Below are 21,313 nucleotides of genomic sequence, written 5' to 3'. Positions count from 1 at the left end.
TTTTCAAAGAGCAATTTCTGTGTCGCTAACTCAAATTGGCGACTTTATTAATTTAACACATCTAATTGTTGATGTCAACAACTTATTTTAACTTTTTTACTCAAGTTCATTTCGATGTGCTTTGCTGATGCGCTTTGTTAACGCAACGATATTTAATTTATCATGATTCCAAAACGAAATCAAGCACTTTTTAAAAGAAATTATGGATTGATTAATATTTCTATAATTTAGGCTATTCCGCCATAACAAATACATACTTATATATTCCCAATATAATCCTATTTTAAACAAGAAAAACCCTTATCATAACAACGTTTTGATAAAGGTTTTTACACTTCCGAGTTATTTTGTGCGCATTTGTGGGAAAAGTAATACGTCACGAATAGATGGAGAGTTCGTTAATAACATCACCAAACGGTCGACACCTATACCAAGTCCCCCAGTTGGTGGCATACCATATTCAAGTGCTTCCAAGAAGTCCTCATCCATATAATGCGCTTCATCGTTTCCTTCAGCTCTTTCTTTTACTTGAGCCTCAAAACGAGCACGTTGATCAATTGGATCATTTAATTCACTAAATGCGTTCGCATGTTCTCTCCCGACAATGAACAACTCAAAACGATCGGTGAATCGCTCGTCTTCTTTATTCTTCTTTGCTAGTGGAGAAATTTCCACTGGATGTCCGTGTATAAATGTCGGTTGAATAAGAGTCTCTTCTACCTTTTGTTCAAAAAATTCATTTACAACATGACCATAACTCATTGAATCAGTTACTTGTACACCGTGCTCTTTAGCAAGTGTACGTGCTTCCTCATCTGATATCTCTTTCCAAAAATCCACACCTGTAACATCTTTAACAGCATCTACCATATGCAATCTTGTCCATTTTGGCTCTAAATTAATTTCGTTTTCACCGTAAGTAATAGTTGTGGAACCATGGACATCTTTTGCGATGTGAGCTACAAGATTCTCTGTAAGTTCCATAATATCCTGATAATCAGCATACGCTTCATATAGCTCAATCATAGTGAACTCTGGATTATGTCTTGTAGACACACCTTCATTACGGAATACACGTCCTATTTCATAGACTTTCTCCAGACCACCAACCATTAATCGTTTTAAATGTAATTCAATAGCTATTCGCATGTATAGTTCAATATCTAAAGCATTATGATGTGTAATAAATGGACGGGCAGAAGCTCCACCAGGGATACTATGCATCATAGGAGTTTCAACTTCTAAAAATCCTTGTCCGTTTAAATACTCTCTCATCGATTGAATGATCTTACTACGAAATACAAAAGTTTCTCTGCTATCTGGATTTGTAATTAGGTCAAGATAACGTTGACGATAACGCTGTTCGATATCCTTCAATCCATGATACTTTTCTGGTAAAGGTCTTAAAGATTTCGTTAATAATTGAAATTGTTTTGCCTTAACAGAAATTTCTCCTACCTTTGTTTTAAACATAATACCGGTTACGCCAACAATATCCCCTAAATCTGTAGACTTAAATACTTCATAAGCATCGTCACCAATCATATCTTTACGCACATATAATTGAATTTGGCCACTTAAATCTTGAATATGAGCAAATCCAGCTTTTCCTTTTCCACGCTTTGTCATTAACCGTCCAGCAATGGTAACTTCATCTGTAATTTCCTCTAACTCTTCTTTTGAATAAGGATTATACTTATCAATAAGACCGGTTGCCAGGTGGCTTCGTTCAAATTTGCCCCCAAATGGGTCCAACCCTTTTTCCAAGTGCTCCGTTAATTTATCTCTTCGCACCTGCATATGTTCATTCAATTCTTCTGACACTTCTATCACTCCAATTCTTCATAAAATAAGTATAGCGTATCCACAATGATGATTCACCTAACAAGATTTTAATACAAACCCATCTGTAGGCAGTTAACCTCCAGATATAAATCTTAATGCTTAAATTTATGCATCAATTACCCGAGTTAATTTCGCATGCGTTCATAACGAACATTCATATATAACTATTATTCGTTTTTTTATGGAGCTTAGTATTTTTGAAATTCACTCGCTAAAAAATAATTAATTCTACTATAACAAGTATTAAAGACGTATCGTTTAGAATATCTACTTGTCCTCAGTATCAGTTGCAATGCTCTTTAGTATGAGCTCTTCTCTGGAAATGGATAACTTTTCAGCAATCTCATCTAATAGTTGATCGGAAGGCTGTTTTGTACCTCGTTCAATATTTCCTAGTTTTGAAGTGGATATCTCCATCTCTTTAGCAAATTGTATTTGTGTGTATCCTTTTAGCTTTCGAAAAGCTTTTATTCTTCTTCCGATTCGCTTTTTATCCATTTTTTTACATCCTTTTTATCTGTCTCAGGAAGTTCATTGACATAAGAATCCACTGTTTTGTTTTTTACAGGGATCATATATCCCGGTGCGATTTCTTGAAGTGGTATTAAGACAAATGCGCGTTCATGCATTCTAGGATGCGGCAACATCAATCTTTCTACTGTACTATTTTCTTGATTATACGTCAAAATGTCAAGGTCGATTGTTCTAGGACCAAATCGAATCGTTCTCTCTCTTCCTAACCTCTGTTCTATCTTTTGACATACATCTAATAGTTCATTTGCTGATAAACTCGTTATTACTTGCACCACCATATTTAAAAATTGAGATTGAGCTGTGTAACCTACAGGAGCCGTCTCATATATTGAAGACTTCTTCTGAATGGTTATGTTTGTATAATCATCCAAACATTGTAGTGCTTCTTTAATAAAATTTTCACGTGGTTCAATATTAGTTCCTAAGGCTACATAAGCTTCATTCATTTTATCCTCTCCCTATAAATTTCTACAGCGACAGATTGATAATGCCCTGGAATGGGTGGGTCTGGTTTTACTACTTTTACTAAGCAAGCATTCAATAATGAAAAGGACGCGAAAAGCTCTTTAGAGATTTCCTCAGCTACCGCTTCAATTAAATTATATGATTGACCCTCGACGACTTTTTTCACTGTTTCATAAGCCTGTCCATAATGAATGGACTCATTCATATCATCGGAGTTCCCCGCCTTATCTAACGGTACATGTAATTCGAGATCTACATTAAACCGCTGACCTAGTTTATTTTCTTCTGGAAAAAGTCCATGGTAACCATAAAACTGCATTTGTTTTATAATAATTTTATCCATTTTTAGATACTCCTTTTTCATAGATAGCATCTGCGATCTGGGCAGCTTCCGCATTGATATGTACATTATGCACTCGTACTATATGAGCTCCTTGTTGCACTCCGATGACCGTGGTAGCAGCCGTACCAACATCACGTTCATCTGCAGGAACATCTAATACATGTCCAATAAATCTTTTTCGTGAAGTTGCTAATAGTACAGGATAGCCTAGGTCGACTAATTGATGTAGCTCTCGTACTACTTCCATATTCTGTTCCATGCTTTTAGCAAATCCTACACCAGGGTCAAGAATGATGTTGTCATCGGTAATCCCTGCATTTTTTGCTATTTGGATACTTTCCAATAAATCGGATTTTACATCTTCCATAAAGTCTCTATAATTTTCTTCATTACGATTATGCATTAAAATAATCGGAGCATTATATTTAGCTACAACCTTTGCCATTTCCGGATCTTTTTTCGCTCCCCATATATCATTAATAATATCTGCTCCTGCCTCTAAAGCTTTTTGAGCCGTCTCTGCTTTAAAGGTATCTACCGATATTGGAATGCTTAATTTGTCTTTAAGGATACGTATAACTGGAACAATTCGATCTAGCTCTTCTTTAGCAGATATTGGAGTGTAACCTGGTCGTGTTGATTCTCCTCCTATATCGATAATATCTGCGCCCTGTTTTTCTAATTCCAAAGCTTGGTTCACAGCTTTATCTACAGTTGAATAACTTCCTCCATCTGAAAAGGAATCCGGAGTTACATTTAGTATTCCCATTAAATGTGTTCGTTCAGATACATTTAAAGTACGTTTCTTCGTTCGAATATTCAACTTATCTTCTACCTCTTTTCTTACATAATCTATTCTATCATCCTACAATAACTACTTGCAGAACGGAAGTACTACCTTTAAGTCCCATAATCCACGCAAATTAAAAAAGAGCCGACCTATATTGGCCAGCCCTCCTTACTTATTTACTGTTCATCAAATTGATATAACGGTGTTGATAAGTAACGCTCACCATTATCTGGTAAAATAGCAAGCACTTTCTTGCCTTTACCTAACTTTTTCGCTACCTTAACTGCTGCAGCAACCGCCGCACCTGAGGAAATACCTCCCAATATTCCGTTGGTAGTTGCAACTTTCCTAGCTGCTTCATATGCTTCCTCGTTAGAAATTGTTAAAACTTCATCATAAATTGCAGTATCTAACACATCAGGTTTAAATCCTGCACCGATTCCTTGTATTTTATGTGGCCCTGGAGTTCCACCTGAAAGTACTGGAGAGTCAGCTGGCTCCACAGCGTATAACTTAACATTATCAAAATGATTTTTTAGTACTTTACCTGCCCCTGTAATTGTTCCACCAGTACCAATTCCGGATACAAACCCATCTAGACCATCTTTCATCTGTTCCACAATTTCTTTACCAGTTGTTTTTTCATGTATATCTGGATTAGCAGGATTGCTAAATTGTTGCGGCATAAAATAACCATTCTCTTTTTGTAATTCTACCGCTTTGCCAATTGCACCTTTCATTCCCTCAGCTCCAGGAGTTAGGACTAGTTCAGCACCATAAGCACGAAGGAGGTTTCTACGTTCCTGACTCATCGTATCTGGCATTACTAGAACAGCACGGTATCCTTTAGCTGCTGCTACCATCGCCAGACCAATACCAGTATTTCCACTAGTTGGTTCAATAATCGTGTCGCCTTCTTTTAGTTTACCACCTTGTTCAGCTGCTTCAACCATCGCAATAGCAATACGATCTTTCACAGAACTACCAGGATTCATAAACTCTAACTTTACGTATACATCTGCGCTATCATAATCTGTAACATTGTGTAATTTAACAATTGGTGTCCCACCGATTAAACCTGTAATATTATCAGAGACCTTCATCTGACTTCCTCCTCTAATTCCAAGTATTTTTATAAGATTTACATCTAATGTAGTTCCTTTATCCTAAAATGTCAACTAATTTGTCTGATAATTTCAGATTATTTATTTTCGTAAATCCACTCAATATCCACTTCTTCCCATAATTGGTCTGCTTCTAACGTCAGTCCTTCTTCATGCATTGCAATTTCACTATGCACATATGGTTGTACTTCTTCGTAAGTAAATTCAATTGCGGGAAGTTTACGGTGCAAGTACATGATTGCTACACCATTCTCTGCTTGAAAAGGTTCACTATAAGTATGATTTTCCATATTCGCAGCTTGTGTTTCATAACTATCCAATAAGAACTGACTTGATGTGTAAATAGCACCCATATAGCCACCATTTTGTCTCGTTTCATCATCAATACTATATTCTCTAGCTAATAATTTAAAAGAAGCACCATCTTCTAATTCTTGGTACACTTGCTCAGCTGTTTCCATATCTTCTACTAAAATATGCGAAAGCTTAACAGAAGATGAAAAATCATATTGATTACCATATGTATCATAATATGATTTTATTTCATCTTCTGGAATTTCAATGTCTCTGGTTAACAACTGTTCCAATTGATAACGGTATTTGATTTCTTCTCTCCATCTCTCTTCCTCTACTGCAGCATCTTCTTCCGTTAATATTCCTTGCATGGTATATAAGAACGAAACTTCCCTGTCGATGATTTTTTCACTTACTTCAATACCTTCTTGCTCTGCTAAAGTGTTAACTACTTCTTTATCAATCATTTGCTTTAAATATTTTTGTCCTTGCATATTTCTTAAGTCTGTCATCCATTCATCATAGGATATTTCTTCATCCGCTACTGTTGCGACTGCTTCATTACGATTGATCTCTTTCTCTCCCTCGCCGTCCGACACTACTTCTGAATCATTGCCATCTCCTACAAACAGTAGAGTTGCAATATTCGTAATCAGTAGCACCACAACGATCCCGAGCAACAATTTTTTAGACATTTAGGTGTAACTTCCTTTCTTCTCTCTACTGTTTAAGGTTTTCTAATTCTTCCTCTGTAAAATGATACTTTTCATTACAAAAATGACAAGTAGCCTCCGCACCATGATCTTCTTCAATCATAGCCTGGATTTCATCATTTCCTAAACCAACAATCGCTTGTGCAAGACGATCTTTTGAGCATTTACAACGAAATTCAATTGGCATTTTTTCATGAATGTTTAGTTGTTTTTCTCCAAATAGTTGGGTAAGTATTTCTTCTGGGGTTTTTCCTTCACGAATTAACGAAGATATCGCTGGGAGAGCTTGAATTTGATCTTCTAATTCATTAATTACTTCCTCTTCAGCACCTGGCATTACTTGAACAATAAAGCCTCCGGCAGCTAAAATAGTATGATCTGGATTTACTAAAACCCCTGCACCAACGGCTGATGGTATTTGTTCAGAGGTAGCATAGTAATACGTAAAGTCTTCACTAATCTCACCAGAAACGATCGGTGTTTCTCCTGTAAAAAAATCCTTTAATCCTAAATCTTTAATAACGCTAATGTTTCCTTCTGTACCAACAGCTCGCGCTACATCCAGTTTTCCCTTTTCATTTAATTCAAAATCTACATGTGGATTCTTAACATATCCGCGAACATGCCCATCAGCATCAACATCAGCAACAATTGCCCCAAGTGGACCATTCCCCATTACTTTCGTTGTGATAGAGTCATCACCTTTTAACATAGCCCCCATCATTGATGTAATTGTTATGGTTCTACCAAGAGCTGCAGATGCAGTTGCAAATGTATCTTGTCTTCTTCTCGCTTCTTCCACCGTATTTGTGGACTGAACAGCATACGCTCTAATTTTCCCATTATTTGCTGTCGCTTTTATTAAGTAATCGTTCATTGGGAATATCTCTCCTTCTACTTTACTAATTATTTTTTTGATAAATCAAATGTAATCCTTTTAATGTCAAATATGGCTCTACGATATCAATGGTTGCTGATTCATGTGCAATTAATTTAGCAAGTCCCCCTGTAGCAATAACAGTAGGATTTGTGCCTTTTTCGTTTTTGATTCTCTCTACCAATCCATCTACTTGTCCAATATATCCATAAAACACTCCAGAAGTCATGGCGTCTACCGTCGTAGAACCAATCACAGTTTCCGGTTTTTGAATTTCAATTTTTGGTAATTTCGAAGCTTTACTATATAAGGCTTCCATTGAAATATTAATTCCAGGTGTAATAATTCCACCGGCATATGCAATATCCTCATCGATATAACAATACGTAGTTGCTGTTCCAAAATCAATAATAATTAATGGTGCACCATATTCTTCCGTAGCTGCTACAGCATTAACAATTCTATCTGCACCAATTTCTTGAGGGTTTGGATAATTCATTTTTAAAAAAGTTTGATATGAAGTTTTTCCAATTACAATGGCATCTATATGAAAATAATCTCTACTCATTTTCTCTAAAGCAAATAAAATAGGTGGAACAACCGAAGATATGATGACACCCTTAATATCTTCAAATGTTAATTCTTTATGTTGAAAAAGAGAATGAATTAGCATTCCAAATTCATCTTCTGTTTTGTAGCGATCTGTTTTAATTCTCCAATGATGGGTTAATTCACCTTGGTCAAATACCCCTAAGACTGTATTGGTATTTCCTACATCAAGTACAAATAGCATCTGTCAGGCCTACCTTCCTAATCTTATCTGTTCTTTAATATAACATACTTTAGGAAATATAAGAAAAGCTCAAAGCTTCGTTGTCAAACGTTCATATGCACATAAAAAAGAAGCAGCCCTTTTATAGGCTACTTCTCATCAATTAATTTTTAGGATTTTGATCTTCTGAAGAATCATCCTGCGCTTCATCACTGGAATTTTTTTCGGGATCTAATGATTCTCGTTCCGATTTTTCTTCTTCCTCAAGCTTTTGTTTTGCTTCTTCATAGGAAATACCTTTTTTATCTTCATCTTCTTTCGAATTAATATTTACCTTCAACTCATCTGATTCCTCATCTGGTTCTGGTAATATTCCTTCTTCAAATAAAGATTTAATTTGTTTTGCGTCTAAAGTTTCAACCTCTAATAAGGTCTTTGCAATCAATTCTAACTTATCTTTGTTCTCTGTAAGAATTGTTTTCGCACGATCATAGCAGTAATTAATAAACTCCTGCATTTCTTTATCAATTTCATGTGCGATTGCATCAGAATAAGTCTGTTCATTTTGGATATCACGTCCTAAGAAGACGTTTCCTCCACCGCCACTGCTAAATTGCAATGGTCCGATTTTGTCACTCATACCATATTCTGTAATCATCTTATGAGCAATATTTGTAGCACGCTGGAAGTCATTAGAGGCTCCTGTACTTACTTCTCCAAAGATAATTTCTTCTGCTACTCGTCCACCGAGTAACCCAGTAATCTTGTCAAAGAGCTCTGGTTTTGTCATGAAATACCGATCTTCACGAGGTAGCATTACAGCATAACCACCGGCTTGACCACGTGGAACAATGGTCACTTTATGCACGACATCCGCATCATCAAGCACCATACCTATAACCGTATGACCACTCTCATGATATGCAACAATATTTCTCTCTTTTTTAGAAATAACTCGGCTCTTCTTCGCTGGCCCAGCAATAACTCGATCGATTGCCTCATCAATATCTAACTGATTGACTTTCTTACGATCATCACGAGCTGCAATTAAAGCAGCTTCGTTAAGTAAGTTCTCTAAATCTGCACCAGAGAAACCAGGAGTACGCATTGCGATTGTTTTTAAATCTACATTTGCATCTAGTGGTTTGTTTTGCGCATGTACACCTAGTACAGCTTCACGGCCTTTCACATCAGGTCGATCAACCATAATTTGTCTGTCAAAACGTCCTGGACGTAATAATGCAGGGTCTAAAATATCTGCACGGTTTGTAGCTGCAATAATGATAATACCTTCATTTGCTCCAAATCCGTCCATTTCAACAAGTAATTGGTTAAGGGTTTGTTCGCGTTCATCGTGACCACCACCAAGGCCTGCACCACGTTGACGCCCTACAGCATCAATTTCATCGATAAAAATAATACATGGAGCATTCTTTTTCGCATTTTCAAATAGGTCACGTACACGAGAAGCACCTACCCCAACAAACATTTCCACAAAGTCCGAACCACTAATAGAGAAGAAAGGTGTTCCAGCTTCTCCAGCAACCGCACGTGCAAGTAACGTTTTACCTGTACCAGGTGGTCCTACTAGAAGTACACCTTTAGGTATGCGCGCACCAACTTGTGAAAATTTACGTGGATCTTTTAAGAACTCAACTACTTCAACAAGCTCTTGTTTTTCTTCATCGGCACCAGCTACATCCTTAAAGCGAACCTTTTTCTTATCTTCAGAGTACATTTTTGCTTTACTCTTACCGAAGTTCATTACACGGCCGCCACCGCCGCCTCCTTGTGCTTGGCTAAGTATAAATAAGAAGAATAAACCGATTAATAAGAACGGAATAATTCCAGTTAGGAATGTAAGCCATGGACTTGGCTGTTCTTCTTCCATAACGGTTAATTGGCTTTGTTCTCTAGCTGTATTAGTAATTTGTGACACGAGGTCATTATTATCAGGAACTTGAGCGACAAATTCTGTCTCTCCATCAGTTAATGTCCCTGTTAGACGAATAATGCCATGTGATGGCTGAAATACGAGTTCTTCGATTTCACCATTATTTAAAGCACTTATAAATTGCTGTACATCATATTGTTCTCTTTCTTCGCCTTGATTGTTGATTGCTGAAACAACTCCAACAATTACAAAGAATATGAGCAACCAAAATAAGACATTACGAAATACCTGACTCATTGCCTACCTCCTCCCAGATGGGGAAAAACTATAGTTCATCGTATCATACGAAAAAGTTTTAATACAAATGATATAACCTTTTTAGGTTAATTTTTTCCAATTATTTATTAGCCATATTAAAGAATTACTATATCTTATCTATTTTACCCAACCTGTTTTAATTAATTAAAATTATTATCCACCATATACTTCGGGTTTAAGTATACCGATATATGGTAAATTCCGATATTTTTCAGCGTAATCTAGGCCATATCCAACTACAAATTCATCAGGTACTTCAAATCCTACCATATCGGCTTTTATCGCTGCGTTTCTTCCGGACGGTTTATCTAATAATGTCACGATTTTTATGGAATTTGCTTTACGGTATTTAAATAGATCTACTAAGTAACTTAACGTTAAGCCACTATCTATTATATCCTCCACTATTATTAAATCTCGACCTTCGACTTTCGTGTTTAAATCTTTTAAGATTTTTACTTCACCGGTTGAAGTCGTCCCGCCATCATAACTAGAAACGTCCATAAAATCCATTTCTAAATGGATCTCTGCGTAGCGAAGAATATCTGACATAAAAGGCATAGCACCTTTTAAAACGCCAATAGCAAGCGGGAACTTACCATCATACTCTTCAGAAAGTGTTGCTCCTAGTTCTTTGCATTTCTCCTGAATTTGTTCTTCTGTTATTAAAATGTCTTGAATATCACCATGAATATTGTCTTGAAGCATGATTCATCCTCCTAAATAGTCCCTTTATGATAGCTAAGTTTTATCTGTTCTCCACCCTGGCAAAATTGATTAGAACCAAACGCTTTTCTAAGTCCTATTAACCAGATAATCTTATCATTATCATCCGTAACGATAGGCCACTTATCCCTCTCATTTGCTGGGATTTTTGCGTCAATCCAAATATCTTTTAATTTTTTCGTACCTTTTAAGCCATCCCACGTCATTCGATCACCTGGTTTTCGCGTTCGTATATGTAATGGCAATGCTACAGAATCAATTGGAATAATAATATTATTGCGGCTTATTTTGTCTGTTTTAGCATCAACCAACTCAGAAGTAATCTGAGCACCATCTGGCAATTCCACTCGATCAGGGACTTGCAATGGTAAGTGAAATGCAAATTGACGAGGAAGTTGATTTGAAAAATATAGATGAATTTTGCCATAGGAATTTTCTACACGTAATGATAAAGGGAAATCTATATAAGTATTACCCTCTTGTCGTTCTATTAATGCAAAAAATTTCTCTTCATGAATATGAGATAAATCCTTAGGTAATGTATCATACAGATAGTTTAATATTAGATGATAGGCACGTCTTTGTAAAGCGTGGGGACGTTCTATAAATGCTTGATTAACGAAACTAATTTTAGTGGAATTTGTATCCCGTTCGATTACCTCTTCCACCATTTTTCTTGCTTGTTCGGCCAAGTATTTCTCATCTTCCCCTAACGTTTCACTCAATCGTTGTGCTGTTACAAATAAGCGCTCATTATTCTTTTTAAGAAGCGGGATAATCTCATTACGATAGTAATTCCTTGTAAATCTATTATCTTTATTTGTTTGGTCTTCACGAAAAGGAATTTCATTTTCTTTAACATAGTGTAAAATCATTTGTTTGTTTACACAGAGAAAAGGACGAATAAGTTGACCATTTGCAAAGGAACGCTTTACTGGAATACCTTCAAAAGCATTTGAAGTAGCCACACGTGTTAACCGCATGAATAAGGTTTCTACTTGATCATCTCCATGATGTCCTAGTGCAATATAGTCAGCACCTTGTTTCTTCATCTCCGCAGCATAAATATCATATCTTAATCTACGTGCGGCAAGCTCTTCACTAACTTGGTATTGACGCTGATATTCACCAACATCCACTTGATGAGCAATACACTTTAAATCTGATTGTAGACACCATTGTTTTACAAATTTCTGATCGGCTGTTGAATCTTCACCACGTAATTGATGGTCAATGGTTAACGCAATAACCTCCAAACTCCATTTCTCTTGCAAATCTTTTAAAAAATGCAGTAGTGCCATTGAATCAGAACCACCCGATACCCCAACAATAATTTTTGAGCCTTCTTGTAGTAATTGATGTTTTTGAATAAAGGAAAGAATAGATTGTTTCATCGATTTTAACCCACCGCTTCACTAAAATATCGTCTATATCCTATCATACCTCTTTTTACTATAAAAGTAGAGACAGCAAATAATAGACAGTCGCAATACAACCTATACTAATTGACTCAATAAGTAAATAGTTTGATGGTTTTTTACTTCGTTGGTGATAGTGCTTTCGTTTTTGTTTCTGTTGCATTAACGACATAAGATCTTTTTTCATAGCAGTGCTTGTCGTATATTTACCTCGAAGTGCCTTTTGCAGTAGGGGGCGATATAGAGTTAAATCACTCACTTGATCGAGTTTTTTCATTAACAATTTTTCAGAAGAATCTTTTACCCGATCAAATCGCCGTGGATAATATATATTTAAAAATACCATCGTTAATGCAAAAAGATCATAACTTGGTTCTGCTTTTCTAGTACCCATACCCCAATATCCACGATCATAAAACTCGGTATATTCTTTTATTGATCTTCCTACCTTTGTCGTACCACCGACATCTACCCAACGTACACGGGGAGGCGTCGATGATACCATTAAATTATCCGTTTTCAAGTCACCAAACACCCAGCCTGACTCATGTAACTTCTCTAAGTCCTCTAGCAACTGTAACATAAATACACCAATCCAGGCTTTTCCTTTCGCACGGACAAAGCTACTTAGAGATTCTCCTCTGATATATTCCATTACATAGAATGAGTAGAGTCTCCCACTAGTCGACATCCAATCATCAACGTCCAATAAAGAAGGTCCAAGGCGATATCCCTGGACCTTTTCCAATGACTTTAATACATTAACTTCTACTGTCATCGAAGAACCTTTTTCACTTATTTTCAAAGCTACTGGTTTCCCAAGATAGTCACATAGATATACGCTTCCGATTGCTCCTGCCCCAAGTTTGCGAATAACGGTATAGTTTTTGTGATGCCACTTGCCTCTTATTTGTTGTTGTGGACGTAAATTAATATCCGGATTCTTCGATGCCGTATTCATCTTCACGCTTCAAACTCCTTAGTAAGTTTTTCTTACTAAACTGATACATTGCTGCACGAATAGCAGGACCGGTTGGAGTAATACCTCCACTGGATAACTTTGGGAATACACTTGATATTGAATCTAGCTTTGGTGACCAATCTAGGATTAGATCAATATCTTTTCGTTTTCCAGGAAAACTGTATATACAAAATCGGTTTCTACCAACCCGTGAATTTAAACTAATGGAGAGATCCATTAATGCCTCTTTTACTGTCTGTAATTTATCTCGCATACTTGCACTTGTATCTACTAAAACTACTACCTCTAAATCACTTGTTTCACCAAGGTCTTCTACAACCTCCATAATTTCTCCACGTTTCTCAGGATCTAAATCTTCCATGGATTGTTGATCACCTAATATTTGGCGAAGTTCTTTATTAACAAATCCTTGTAATGTCTGTGTCATTGCTTGGCGTGTTACCATCTGCACGGTTTGCGATAGATTTTCGCTATAGACAATTTGACTGACACCACCTCCAGAAAGTGCAATATCTTCTACCTCTTGAAGACCGTCCGGGCTTTCTGATTGATCATCATCTAGAATACCAATAACATTTACCGTGATTCCCTGCTGACTAGCTAAAGCTGCTACTGCCGATGGATCTTCACCTTTATTCGAGCAACCATCTGTTAATAATAAAATTTGTTTAAGTGTACCGCTTTTCAATGACCTTTACCTCCCTCTTTTTCCACTACCATCTTCGCCAAGTACATCAAAAACTATACATTTATTCGTGGTAAGGGAGATTAACTATCCTTGCACAATTTACATCGGTTTACTTCGGTGAACAATTCATTGGCAAACCAAATTCAAACAGTATATATGTTTAATAGGCGGTAACAGCCTGTATAAGACTGTTGCACTATTGGATTTCCGTTGCAAACGGCCTCTTTCCGCAGGAGAAGCCGTCCTTCATTTAAATCTGACAATTATTCGTTTTTTATAACAATTATGATATTGACTCACTTTATAAAACATTGCTTTCATAGATTGGTATGCTTGTCCATTGCGGGGTGTTTTTCTTCACTTTCGCAACAAGCACGGTCATATCATCTATAATTTCTCCTGATCTTGTTCTAATTACTTCTTCCAATAACAAGTCCGCAATTTCTTGTGGATCATCTGTGTCCATCTCTTTAATTTTTCGCTTTAACCAAATATCGATATTTTCTACATGTTGTGGCCCATCAAATATTCCATCACTCATCATAATTAATAAATCATCGGGAAGTAATTGCTCTTTCACAATTTCTACATCAAACTCTTTAATAATACCAATCGGTAAATTACTCGCTTCTATTTTAAACATATTAGCGCCACGCCGAATAAAACTCGGTGTAGAGCCAATCTTTACAAATTGCGCGTATGCATCATGTAGGTCAATCACTGCTAAATCTAATGTAGCAAACATTTCTTCTGTCGTTCGAAGCGATAAAATAGAATTTATCGATTTAATCGCTACTTTTTCCTTAATGCCAGATTGCAGAATTTGCTGAAGTAATCGAAGTGTTTCCATACTTTCTTCTCGTGCCCGCTTGCCATTGCCCATACCGTCACTTATTGCCATCGCAAATTTACCAGCCCCTAACTCAATCGTTGTAAAGCTATCTCCCGAAACTAAACCGCCTCCTTTTGCAGCATTTGCCGCACCTGTTTCAATGGCAAATTCTTTTGCTGAACCAAACGTAAAATGACTGTATCCATGTGGGAACGGAGAGATATCTTCTTGCTTAACAACAATAATTTCATGAAGTATATCAGATAATATCGGAGCAATTAATTTCTCTCCTTCTCCGCGATATTCTCCGAAACTTGCTGTTAATTCAATATCGACATCCCCTTTTTCCAATTGATAAATATCTAATCGTGTTAATTCTATTCCTATATGCTTTAAAGCAGCGATAACTTGTGCTTCTTGGAGTTCATGATGTTGCCTTTCTTTTACAATCTCTTTAGCAAAATCCTCCATCACATCTGATACCCCTTGCAGCTGGTCTGCTACAAGCCGCTTACTTTCTGTGACTTGCTGCCGTAGTTTATGATTTGCTTCATAGAAGCTCATTTCTTCTTTCATTGCATCTACAACCTTCCGGGATTTAACGCAATGATTCTCAAATTTCCGCATCACTTTTCGGTTAGGATCTTTACCAGACGTAACATCTTCTTTCATTTCTTCCATTAAAGAATAGGTTTGATCGAATTCCTTTTGCCAGCAACGATCCTTCATAAAGCATCCTTGACAAGTTTTCTCTGTAACCTGACTTAAAAAGTAATCCGTATCGCGACGAGCTTCCTGTTGTTCATCATTAACCGTAGGGTCTGTAACTGAAAAACTTTTTGATAACGCACGAAATACATCTGAAAACTGCTCCACACGTTTCGCGGTAACATTCCTTACTTTTTGTAAATATTGTTCTTGTTCATTCGTATATGCTTCTGTTCCTGGAATATATCTGGCTATATGATTAAACCAGCTAGCTGGTGTTAATAAAAACAAGCCGATAGCTATGCAAGACTCCATTAAAGAAGGAACTAATGCCACAGAATTCCCGTAAATTCCTATCAAGCAAGTACCCACTAACAAACCAATTGCCGTTCCTAGTTTTTTTCCTTCCTTTAGCAATCCTCCTAGCAATCCTGAAAAAGCCAGTAAACTCATTTGATAGAGATTGGCAACATTTGCGAGAGATAATATTAATCCTGCAACAACTCCTACTGTAGATCCAATTGCAGCTCCACCAATAAATGAAAAAATTAATACAAAGTATCGCGAAAATATTTGTTCTACTGAAGCTCCATAAATTTGCCATCCAATAAACCCTGTTAAAACGGAGGCAATTAATATAATTAAGCATACAATCTCCTCATTTTTTAATGCTGGTTTATATCGTTTTGGTGATAAAAGAGGAATGCTTTGCATAAAGATAATAACAAGAACTGCTCCTAATACTCCCTCTATCGCTAAAAGGGCCCATTCATAGGAGGTTACCGTGTTACTTAATGAGTAGAAGAAGATTCGAGAAAGTATTGTAGACAGAAATACGACTACAGGTAAAACCAATTGTTGATTCTTCATATTCTTCGTTAGCGATCCTATTAAAATAAATACTAAAAATGCTAACGCGATGAACATCGCATGCTCAAAATGATAACTTAGTGCTCCAAGAAACACTGCAATCATCGATTTTAGACTTTTATCTCGATGGACAAGCCATATTGTGGCAATAAAAGCTACCGCAAATGGTGATACAGCGGATAGAATTACTGCTCGTCCAAGTAAAAACCCTGTTAAATAAAAGATCCATCCTTTGTCTATTAACAATCGTTTCGCCTTCGATTGTATCTTTTGACGTATCTTTCCTTTTTTCCCCGACTTCTCAAAACCTATCGTTCCCGATTCCGCCCTTGGAATTGATCCTATCATGTTATCCACTCCTATCTTTCAAACTAGTAAACCACATGATGCCTTCTTTTTTTGTCAAAATTACATAGGCCCAACCAAAAATCGTTCGACGGTTTTCCATATAAGAAGCATCTTTCAACACAATCCATGATGGCAATGTGTGGATATCGTCCTATGTCTCCCGTATGAATTTTAAATAATTTCTTCACAAAAACATCACCGTATCGCTATTCTACCTCCATTCATAGTTTTCATCATAGACGTATTTGAAAACATGCTTATATATGAAGTAATTTGCCGAAAGTCGTATCGTTTGTAGAAATTAAAAAGGAAGAAGTACGTTAATTTAAATTAGAGGCAGAAAAAGGTTCGTAATACGAAATATTTCTCTTGCAATCCATTTAAATCTACCCTATAGTATTTATCAGTGACCAAAATAGTTCGCACATGAACATTTCTGTAGTCTAAGGAGTTTTAAGAAATGAATGATGAAGAAAAAATTACTAAAATCATTCACTCCTTTCGAGAAGTGAATCGATTTTTTTATAAACAAATGTGGCATCATGCCAATGATCTGGGTATAACTGTCGTACAGCTTCAGACGATGAAATATATATCCGAGCAACCTAACATAAGTCTTCAACAACTTGCGGAAAAAATGAATATTAATAAGAGTACCGTCAGCAGCACCGTTGACAGATTAGTAAAGGCCTCTTTTATTAAACGAGAACAATCCACATCGGATAGACGTGCCATTAATCTTAATTTAACGGAAGAAGGTAAAAAGAAAGAAGCAGAAGGTAAAAAACTCTTCCATGCAAGACTTCATAAGTTATCTGAAGTTAGTGACGAAGATACAGAAAGTTTATTTCGCCTCCATCAATTGATAAAAGAAAAATTGGCGGTGGAGAGGAGTGATCAACATGAAGGATAGATCTATGTATCTAGATGCAACCAACTTACCAAAGATACCAATTATTTTTGTCATGGTAATCGGTGCATTCATCGCTATTCTTAATCAAACATTATTAAATGTTGCATTACCTGTCATGATTGTGGATATGAATATGTCTGCCAATCAGGCACAATCATTAACGACTATCTTTATGCTTGTGAATGGAATTCTCATTCCAATTACAGCTTTTTTAATGGAGAAGTTTACCACAAGACAATTATTCCTAACAGCAATGTCACTATTTTCCTTAGGTACACTCGTTTGTGGTTTAGCCTTTGGTTATCCTTCACTATTATTCGGTCGCGTCATTCAAGCGGCTGGAGCAGGAATAATGATGCCTTTGCTAATGAATGTAATTTTAAGTCTTTTCCCTGTCAATAAACGTGGATCTGCGATGGGATATATCGGACTTGCTATGATGTTTGCACCTGCTATTGGTCCAACATTATCGGGACTTGTGGTTCAAAATTATTCTTGGCGCATATTATTCTTTATCGTTCTCCCAATTGCCATTATCGACATCATCTTGGCATTTTTCTTTTTACGGAATGTAACGAAGCAATCAAACCCAAAGGTAAATTATGTTTCGATATTAATGTCTACCGTCGCATTTGGTGGATTACTCCTTGGGTTTAGCTTGGCGGGGGAAATGGGCTGGAAGCATGTAGAAGTCATTGCCCCATTAATTATAGGAGCAATTGTAATGGTGTTCTTTATTCGAATGCAATTGAAACTAAAGACTCCTATACTCGAATTTCGAGTGTTTAAATATAGTATGTTTTCGCTAACAACCGTCATTAGTGTTGTTATAACCATGTCAATGTTTGCAGCGATGATTCTGGTGCCTATTTATTTACAAAACTTACGAGGGTTTTCTCCGTTGGCATCGGGATTAATGTTATTACCTGGGGCGTTGATTTCAGCAATCATGTCTCCGATTACCGGTAAATTATTTGATCGGATTGGCGCTCGGCCGTTAGCGATTACTGGTCTAGGTATAACTGCCATAACTACTTTTCTATTTTCTGATTTATCGAATGAGACCGGGTATTATTATTTAATGTTCGTCTATAGTCTCCGAATGGTAGGTATCTCAATGATTATGATGCCAATTATGACAGCAGGGTTAAATCAGTTACCACAGCGTTTATATTCACATGGAACCGCAATGGCTAACACGTTACGGCAAATGTCCGGTGCGATTGGTACTGCATTTTTAGTAACTGTAATGAGTAGCCAAACGGTTAAGCATATGGACGAAATGACGCAAACAGTTGTATCAGAAGAACATTTACAAGTGATCGAGAACTTAGCAACTATTGAAGGAATTAATGACTCATTTATGATTGCTACAATTTTTGCTATTTTAGGATTTATACTTTCTTTCTTTATAAAGAGAAGATATCCGCCTGAAGAATCTGAAGAAACTGTGTCTACAGAACAAAAGCGCAAGCGCCCGTTTAGAAGCGTAGCGAGTGGAACAAATTCAGTTGGAAGATAATTTATGAAAGAGAAGCTTCATTTAGTTGAAAATTTTCTTTCTCTCCCCTGTGCTAGTTGAACAAACAGTTTTCTTGGTTTAGTCTCATCGTTAAATTTAGAGGGTGGGACTTAACAAAGATTTTAGTCAAAAGACGAATAATAGATAGAATAAACGTGAGAAATATAATGGCCATTCATTCGGATTTGTGTAATTTTTGTCCCAACCTCATTACATGCAAAGTAAAAGAAGTAAGTACTCTAACTGAATTAGGACAGCCACGTTATCATATAGATGTACTTATTTCTATAATCTTTTATTTTCTATTGACACATGTCCTTTACTGTTGTATGATATTTTTTGTTGGTTTAAATGGCGGTGTAGCTCAGCTGGCGAGAGCGTACGGTTCATACCCGTGAGGTCGTGGGTTCGATCCCCTCCGCCGCTATCATAAACAAGAAGCTCGTTTTGCATAATAGCAGGACGAGCTTTTTTATATATGACTATCTTTAAAAACCAAAAAAGCAGACTGCATCCAATGGATGTGTCTGCTTTCATTTATATTAGAGCATTATCATAGACAGCAACTGCTATCCTCTTCTAGCACCTCGACCCCCGCGTTTAGATTCGGTGTGCTTCTTCAAAGAGGCTAAACGATCCTCTGAGTCTTTTAAGAAACGACTCATTTTCGATTCAAAATTCTCTGTACGCTCTTTGGTATTCTTTTGTTGGCGAACAGGACGATCCTTCGCCTTTTTTATAGATAGACCAATCTTGCCATCTTTTTCGACATTAATAACTTTAACTTTCACTTCATCACCAACAGTTAAATGTTCATTAATATCTTTTACATAGTTGTCAGCAACCTCACTAATATGAACTAACCCAGTTTTTCCTTTTTCTAACTCAACAAAGGCTCCAAAATTAGTGATTCCAGTTACTTTCCCTTGCAGCTTGCTGCCTACTTCGATTGACATAAAAAAAATGCTCCTCCTTAAAAGATTAAATGTACTTCTCATATAGTATATTAATCAGAACGAAAAGTGTCAATAAGACGGATCCTCATCAGGTAACTTAAAGATTTTTTCTCCCTCTTTAGAGAAGAAATAATTAGTCCGTGCAATATCTAGCACATAATCTTCATCCTGTAATAACTTAATTTCTTTTTCCAAATTGGATTCCTGATTTTTTAATTGGACAAGTTCTTCTTCTAATTGCTGGTACTCTTCCAACTTGTCCGATTGTGTAGCACGTTGATTAACATGATAAGCAGTCATACTTCCAAATGCAATAGCAATGACTACACCAAATAATACCAGACGACGAACCAAACGTTGTTTTTTTCGTTTTTGTCTTTCTATGTACACATCGTGTTGCTGCATATAATTGGAATCTAATCTAGTTACATTTTTCTTTCTGTTCGCCAAAGCTATTACCTCCTTCGAAATAACTGTAACCACCTATAGCATATATTCTTTATTTTACTATAAAATCCTTCTATTTTCTTTAAAAATTTTTTAAAAGAATCTGGAATTATTTTATAGATTCCTTTTCCAATCCAAATAAATGGTGCTAAAATCACATTTAATATAAACAAGAGTAGAGTAATTGTCCAACCAAAGATTGTTTTTATCATACGATAAATAAGGGTAATTATCCACTTAAAAGGTGTTAGCAGCAGTTTATCCAATAAACGGCGAATAAAATGATATATGGAGCTGACAATACGAATAATAACTTCTAAAATTCGAATATATGGTTTTTTCGCAAACACTTGATATATAGAAAAGCCAAGTAAACAAGCAAGCAACACATACAATCGTACTTCTCCAGCGTTTACACGGTAAAGTACATAAAAGATGACCCCTGCCTGCGTCAGCCAGAAGCCTATCTCCAAAAAATAAGTTAGAAAAGCATTATCTCGCCAATATGTCGTTAATCTTCGAAATGTCTGTTGTATAATACCCAAATAAAATCCACTTAAAACCATGGATATCATCGTGATAAACTGCACACTAAGTGTCATCGGAACAACTTGCTAAAGAAACCTTTAGCTTTCTCCTGTTGCTGTTCATCCACATAGGAAAGTTCATAAATTTTCCCTTTAATCGTTACAACACCTTCCGTTACATCCAAGTTTTTTAGTTGTAAGTTCTGGCCACGCACGATTAAGTAGCCCATAACCGTCTCTAGCAGAAACTCCTCATTATCAAAGCTATCGACTTCCTTTACACCGGTAATCTCGAGGTCTTTTCGATTATTTATCTTGACGGAATGTTCAGTCTGGACACGATTTATTGTTTCTTTCGGTTCATAGTAGTTCATATTAAATACCCTCCTTATCATTATTACTCTATG

The 21,313-nt window shown here is 36.4% G+C and carries 22 protein-coding genes and 1 tRNA gene; 3 read left to right on the top strand and 20 right to left on the bottom strand.

Annotated features, from left to right (window positions below):
- Positions 1–342: 342 nt before the first annotated feature.
- From lysS to AQ616_RS20030, 16 genes are all read right to left on the bottom strand, one after another.
- Positions 343–1,824, bottom strand: coding sequence for a lysine--tRNA ligase (lysS, locus tag AQ616_RS03600; RefSeq protein ID WP_069685075.1), 1,482 nt, complete (start codon positions 1,822–1,824; stop codon positions 343–345).
- Positions 1,825–2,112: 288 nt separating this feature from the next.
- Positions 2,113–2,343 carry a helix-turn-helix domain-containing protein gene (locus AQ616_RS03595; RefSeq protein ID WP_017798845.1) on the bottom strand — a complete coding sequence of 77 codons (231 nt, stop codon included), beginning with the start codon at positions 2,341–2,343 and terminating at the stop codon, positions 2,113–2,115.
- Positions 2,313–2,825: a 2-amino-4-hydroxy-6-hydroxymethyldihydropteridine diphosphokinase gene (gene folK, locus AQ616_RS03590; RefSeq protein WP_017798844.1), complete on the bottom strand. Its 513-nt coding sequence runs from the start codon at positions 2,823–2,825 to the stop codon at positions 2,313–2,315. The genes AQ616_RS03595 and folK overlap by 31 nt, the downstream gene beginning before the upstream one ends.
- A complete protein-coding gene (gene folB, locus AQ616_RS03585) occupies positions 2,822–3,187 on the bottom strand; it encodes a dihydroneopterin aldolase (RefSeq protein WP_017798843.1) in 366 nt (121 codons plus the stop codon). The genes folK and folB overlap by 4 nt, the downstream gene beginning before the upstream one ends.
- Positions 3,180–3,956 carry a dihydropteroate synthase gene (gene folP, locus AQ616_RS03580; RefSeq protein WP_375544869.1) on the bottom strand — a complete coding sequence of 259 codons (777 nt, stop codon included), beginning with the start codon at positions 3,954–3,956 and terminating at the stop codon, positions 3,180–3,182. The genes folB and folP overlap by 8 nt, the downstream gene beginning before the upstream one ends.
- Before the next feature lie 197 nt (positions 3,957–4,153).
- Complete coding sequence (gene cysK, locus AQ616_RS03575) at positions 4,154–5,080, bottom strand: cysteine synthase A (protein WP_069685074.1); 927 nt, start codon at positions 5,078–5,080, stop codon at positions 4,154–4,156.
- 98 nt (positions 5,081–5,178) lie between these two features.
- On the bottom strand, positions 5,179–6,090 hold the full coding sequence (locus AQ616_RS03570; protein WP_017798840.1) for a peptidylprolyl isomerase: 912 nt from the start codon (positions 6,088–6,090) through the stop codon (positions 5,179–5,181).
- A gap of 25 nt (positions 6,091–6,115) precedes the next feature.
- Positions 6,116–6,985 (bottom strand): Hsp33 family molecular chaperone HslO, encoded by an 870-nt coding sequence (hslO, locus tag AQ616_RS03565; RefSeq protein ID WP_069685073.1) that lies wholly within the window; start codon positions 6,983–6,985, stop codon positions 6,116–6,118.
- Positions 6,986–7,010: 25 nt separating this feature from the next.
- Complete coding sequence (locus AQ616_RS03560) at positions 7,011–7,778, bottom strand: type III pantothenate kinase (RefSeq protein WP_017798838.1); 768 nt, start codon at positions 7,776–7,778, stop codon at positions 7,011–7,013.
- Positions 7,779–7,920: 142 nt separating this feature from the next.
- Positions 7,921–9,948, bottom strand: coding sequence for an ATP-dependent zinc metalloprotease FtsH (gene ftsH, locus AQ616_RS03555; protein ID WP_069685072.1), 2,028 nt, complete (start codon positions 9,946–9,948; stop codon positions 7,921–7,923).
- A 174-nt stretch (positions 9,949–10,122) separates the two neighbouring features.
- Complete coding sequence (hpt, locus tag AQ616_RS03550; protein ID WP_017798836.1) at positions 10,123–10,677, bottom strand: hypoxanthine phosphoribosyltransferase; 555 nt, start codon at positions 10,675–10,677, stop codon at positions 10,123–10,125.
- An 11-nt stretch (positions 10,678–10,688) separates the two neighbouring features.
- Positions 10,689–12,089, bottom strand: coding sequence for a tRNA lysidine(34) synthetase TilS (gene tilS / locus AQ616_RS03545; protein WP_069685071.1), 1,401 nt, complete (start codon positions 12,087–12,089; stop codon positions 10,689–10,691).
- Positions 12,090–12,147: 58 nt separating this feature from the next.
- Positions 12,148–13,080 carry a serine/threonine protein kinase gene (locus AQ616_RS03540; RefSeq protein WP_017798834.1) on the bottom strand — a complete coding sequence of 311 codons (933 nt, stop codon included), beginning with the start codon at positions 13,078–13,080 and terminating at the stop codon, positions 12,148–12,150.
- A complete protein-coding gene (locus AQ616_RS03535; protein WP_017798833.1) occupies positions 13,043–13,783 on the bottom strand; it encodes a VWA domain-containing protein in 741 nt (246 codons plus the stop codon). Before AQ616_RS03535 ends, AQ616_RS03540 begins: the two co-directional genes overlap by 38 nt.
- Positions 13,784–14,084: 301 nt before the next feature.
- Positions 14,085–16,541 (bottom strand): stage II sporulation protein E, encoded by a 2,457-nt coding sequence (gene spoIIE / locus AQ616_RS03530; RefSeq protein ID WP_069685070.1) that lies wholly within the window; start codon positions 16,539–16,541, stop codon positions 14,085–14,087.
- Position 16,542: 1 nt separating this feature from the next.
- A complete protein-coding gene (locus AQ616_RS20030; protein WP_017798831.1) occupies positions 16,543–16,677 on the bottom strand; it encodes a hypothetical protein in 135 nt (44 codons plus the stop codon).
- 324 nt (positions 16,678–17,001) lie between these two features.
- On the opposite strand from AQ616_RS20030, the gene AQ616_RS03525 reads away from it, so the two are divergent.
- The 3 genes from AQ616_RS03525 (at position 17,002) to AQ616_RS03515 (ending at position 19,403) form a co-directional block, all read left to right on the top strand.
- Positions 17,002–17,454: a MarR family winged helix-turn-helix transcriptional regulator gene (locus AQ616_RS03525; protein ID WP_069685069.1), complete on the top strand. Its 453-nt coding sequence runs from the start codon at positions 17,002–17,004 to the stop codon at positions 17,452–17,454.
- Entirely contained in the window at positions 17,444–18,976 is a 1,533-nt protein-coding gene (locus tag AQ616_RS03520) for a DHA2 family efflux MFS transporter permease subunit (protein ID WP_084822427.1), read from the top strand. The genes AQ616_RS03525 and AQ616_RS03520 overlap by 11 nt, the downstream gene beginning before the upstream one ends.
- A 353-nt stretch (positions 18,977–19,329) precedes the next feature.
- Positions 19,330–19,403 (top strand) — tRNA-Met (locus tag AQ616_RS03515).
- A 142-nt stretch (positions 19,404–19,545) separates the two neighbouring features.
- Here the strand turns inward: AQ616_RS03515 and AQ616_RS03510 are convergent.
- The 4 genes from AQ616_RS03510 to yabP all read right to left on the bottom strand — a co-directional run bounded on the left by AQ616_RS03510 (position 19,546) and on the right by yabP (position 21,280).
- A complete protein-coding gene (locus AQ616_RS03510; protein ID WP_017798828.1) occupies positions 19,546–19,932 on the bottom strand; it encodes a S1 domain-containing RNA-binding protein in 387 nt (128 codons plus the stop codon).
- Between the two features lie 69 nt (positions 19,933–20,001).
- Complete coding sequence (locus AQ616_RS03505) at positions 20,002–20,382, bottom strand: FtsB family cell division protein (RefSeq protein ID WP_017798827.1); 381 nt, start codon at positions 20,380–20,382, stop codon at positions 20,002–20,004.
- A gap of 5 nt (positions 20,383–20,387) precedes the next feature.
- Positions 20,388–20,981 carry a spore cortex biosynthesis protein YabQ gene (yabQ, locus tag AQ616_RS03500; protein WP_017798826.1) on the bottom strand — a complete coding sequence of 198 codons (594 nt, stop codon included), beginning with the start codon at positions 20,979–20,981 and terminating at the stop codon, positions 20,388–20,390.
- A complete protein-coding gene (yabP, locus tag AQ616_RS03495) occupies positions 20,978–21,280 on the bottom strand; it encodes a sporulation protein YabP (RefSeq protein ID WP_017798825.1) in 303 nt (100 codons plus the stop codon). Before yabP ends, yabQ begins: the two co-directional genes overlap by 4 nt.
- Between the last annotated feature and the right edge of the window lie 33 nt (positions 21,281–21,313).

It is taken from the genome of Oceanobacillus sp. E9, from assembly GCF_001741975.1.
Taxonomy (GTDB): Bacteria; Bacillota; Bacilli; order Bacillales; family Amphibacillaceae; genus Oceanobacillus; species Oceanobacillus kimchii.
Note: the sequence above shows the minus strand (reverse complement) of the source record. Positions and strands in the feature narration are given on the sequence as shown.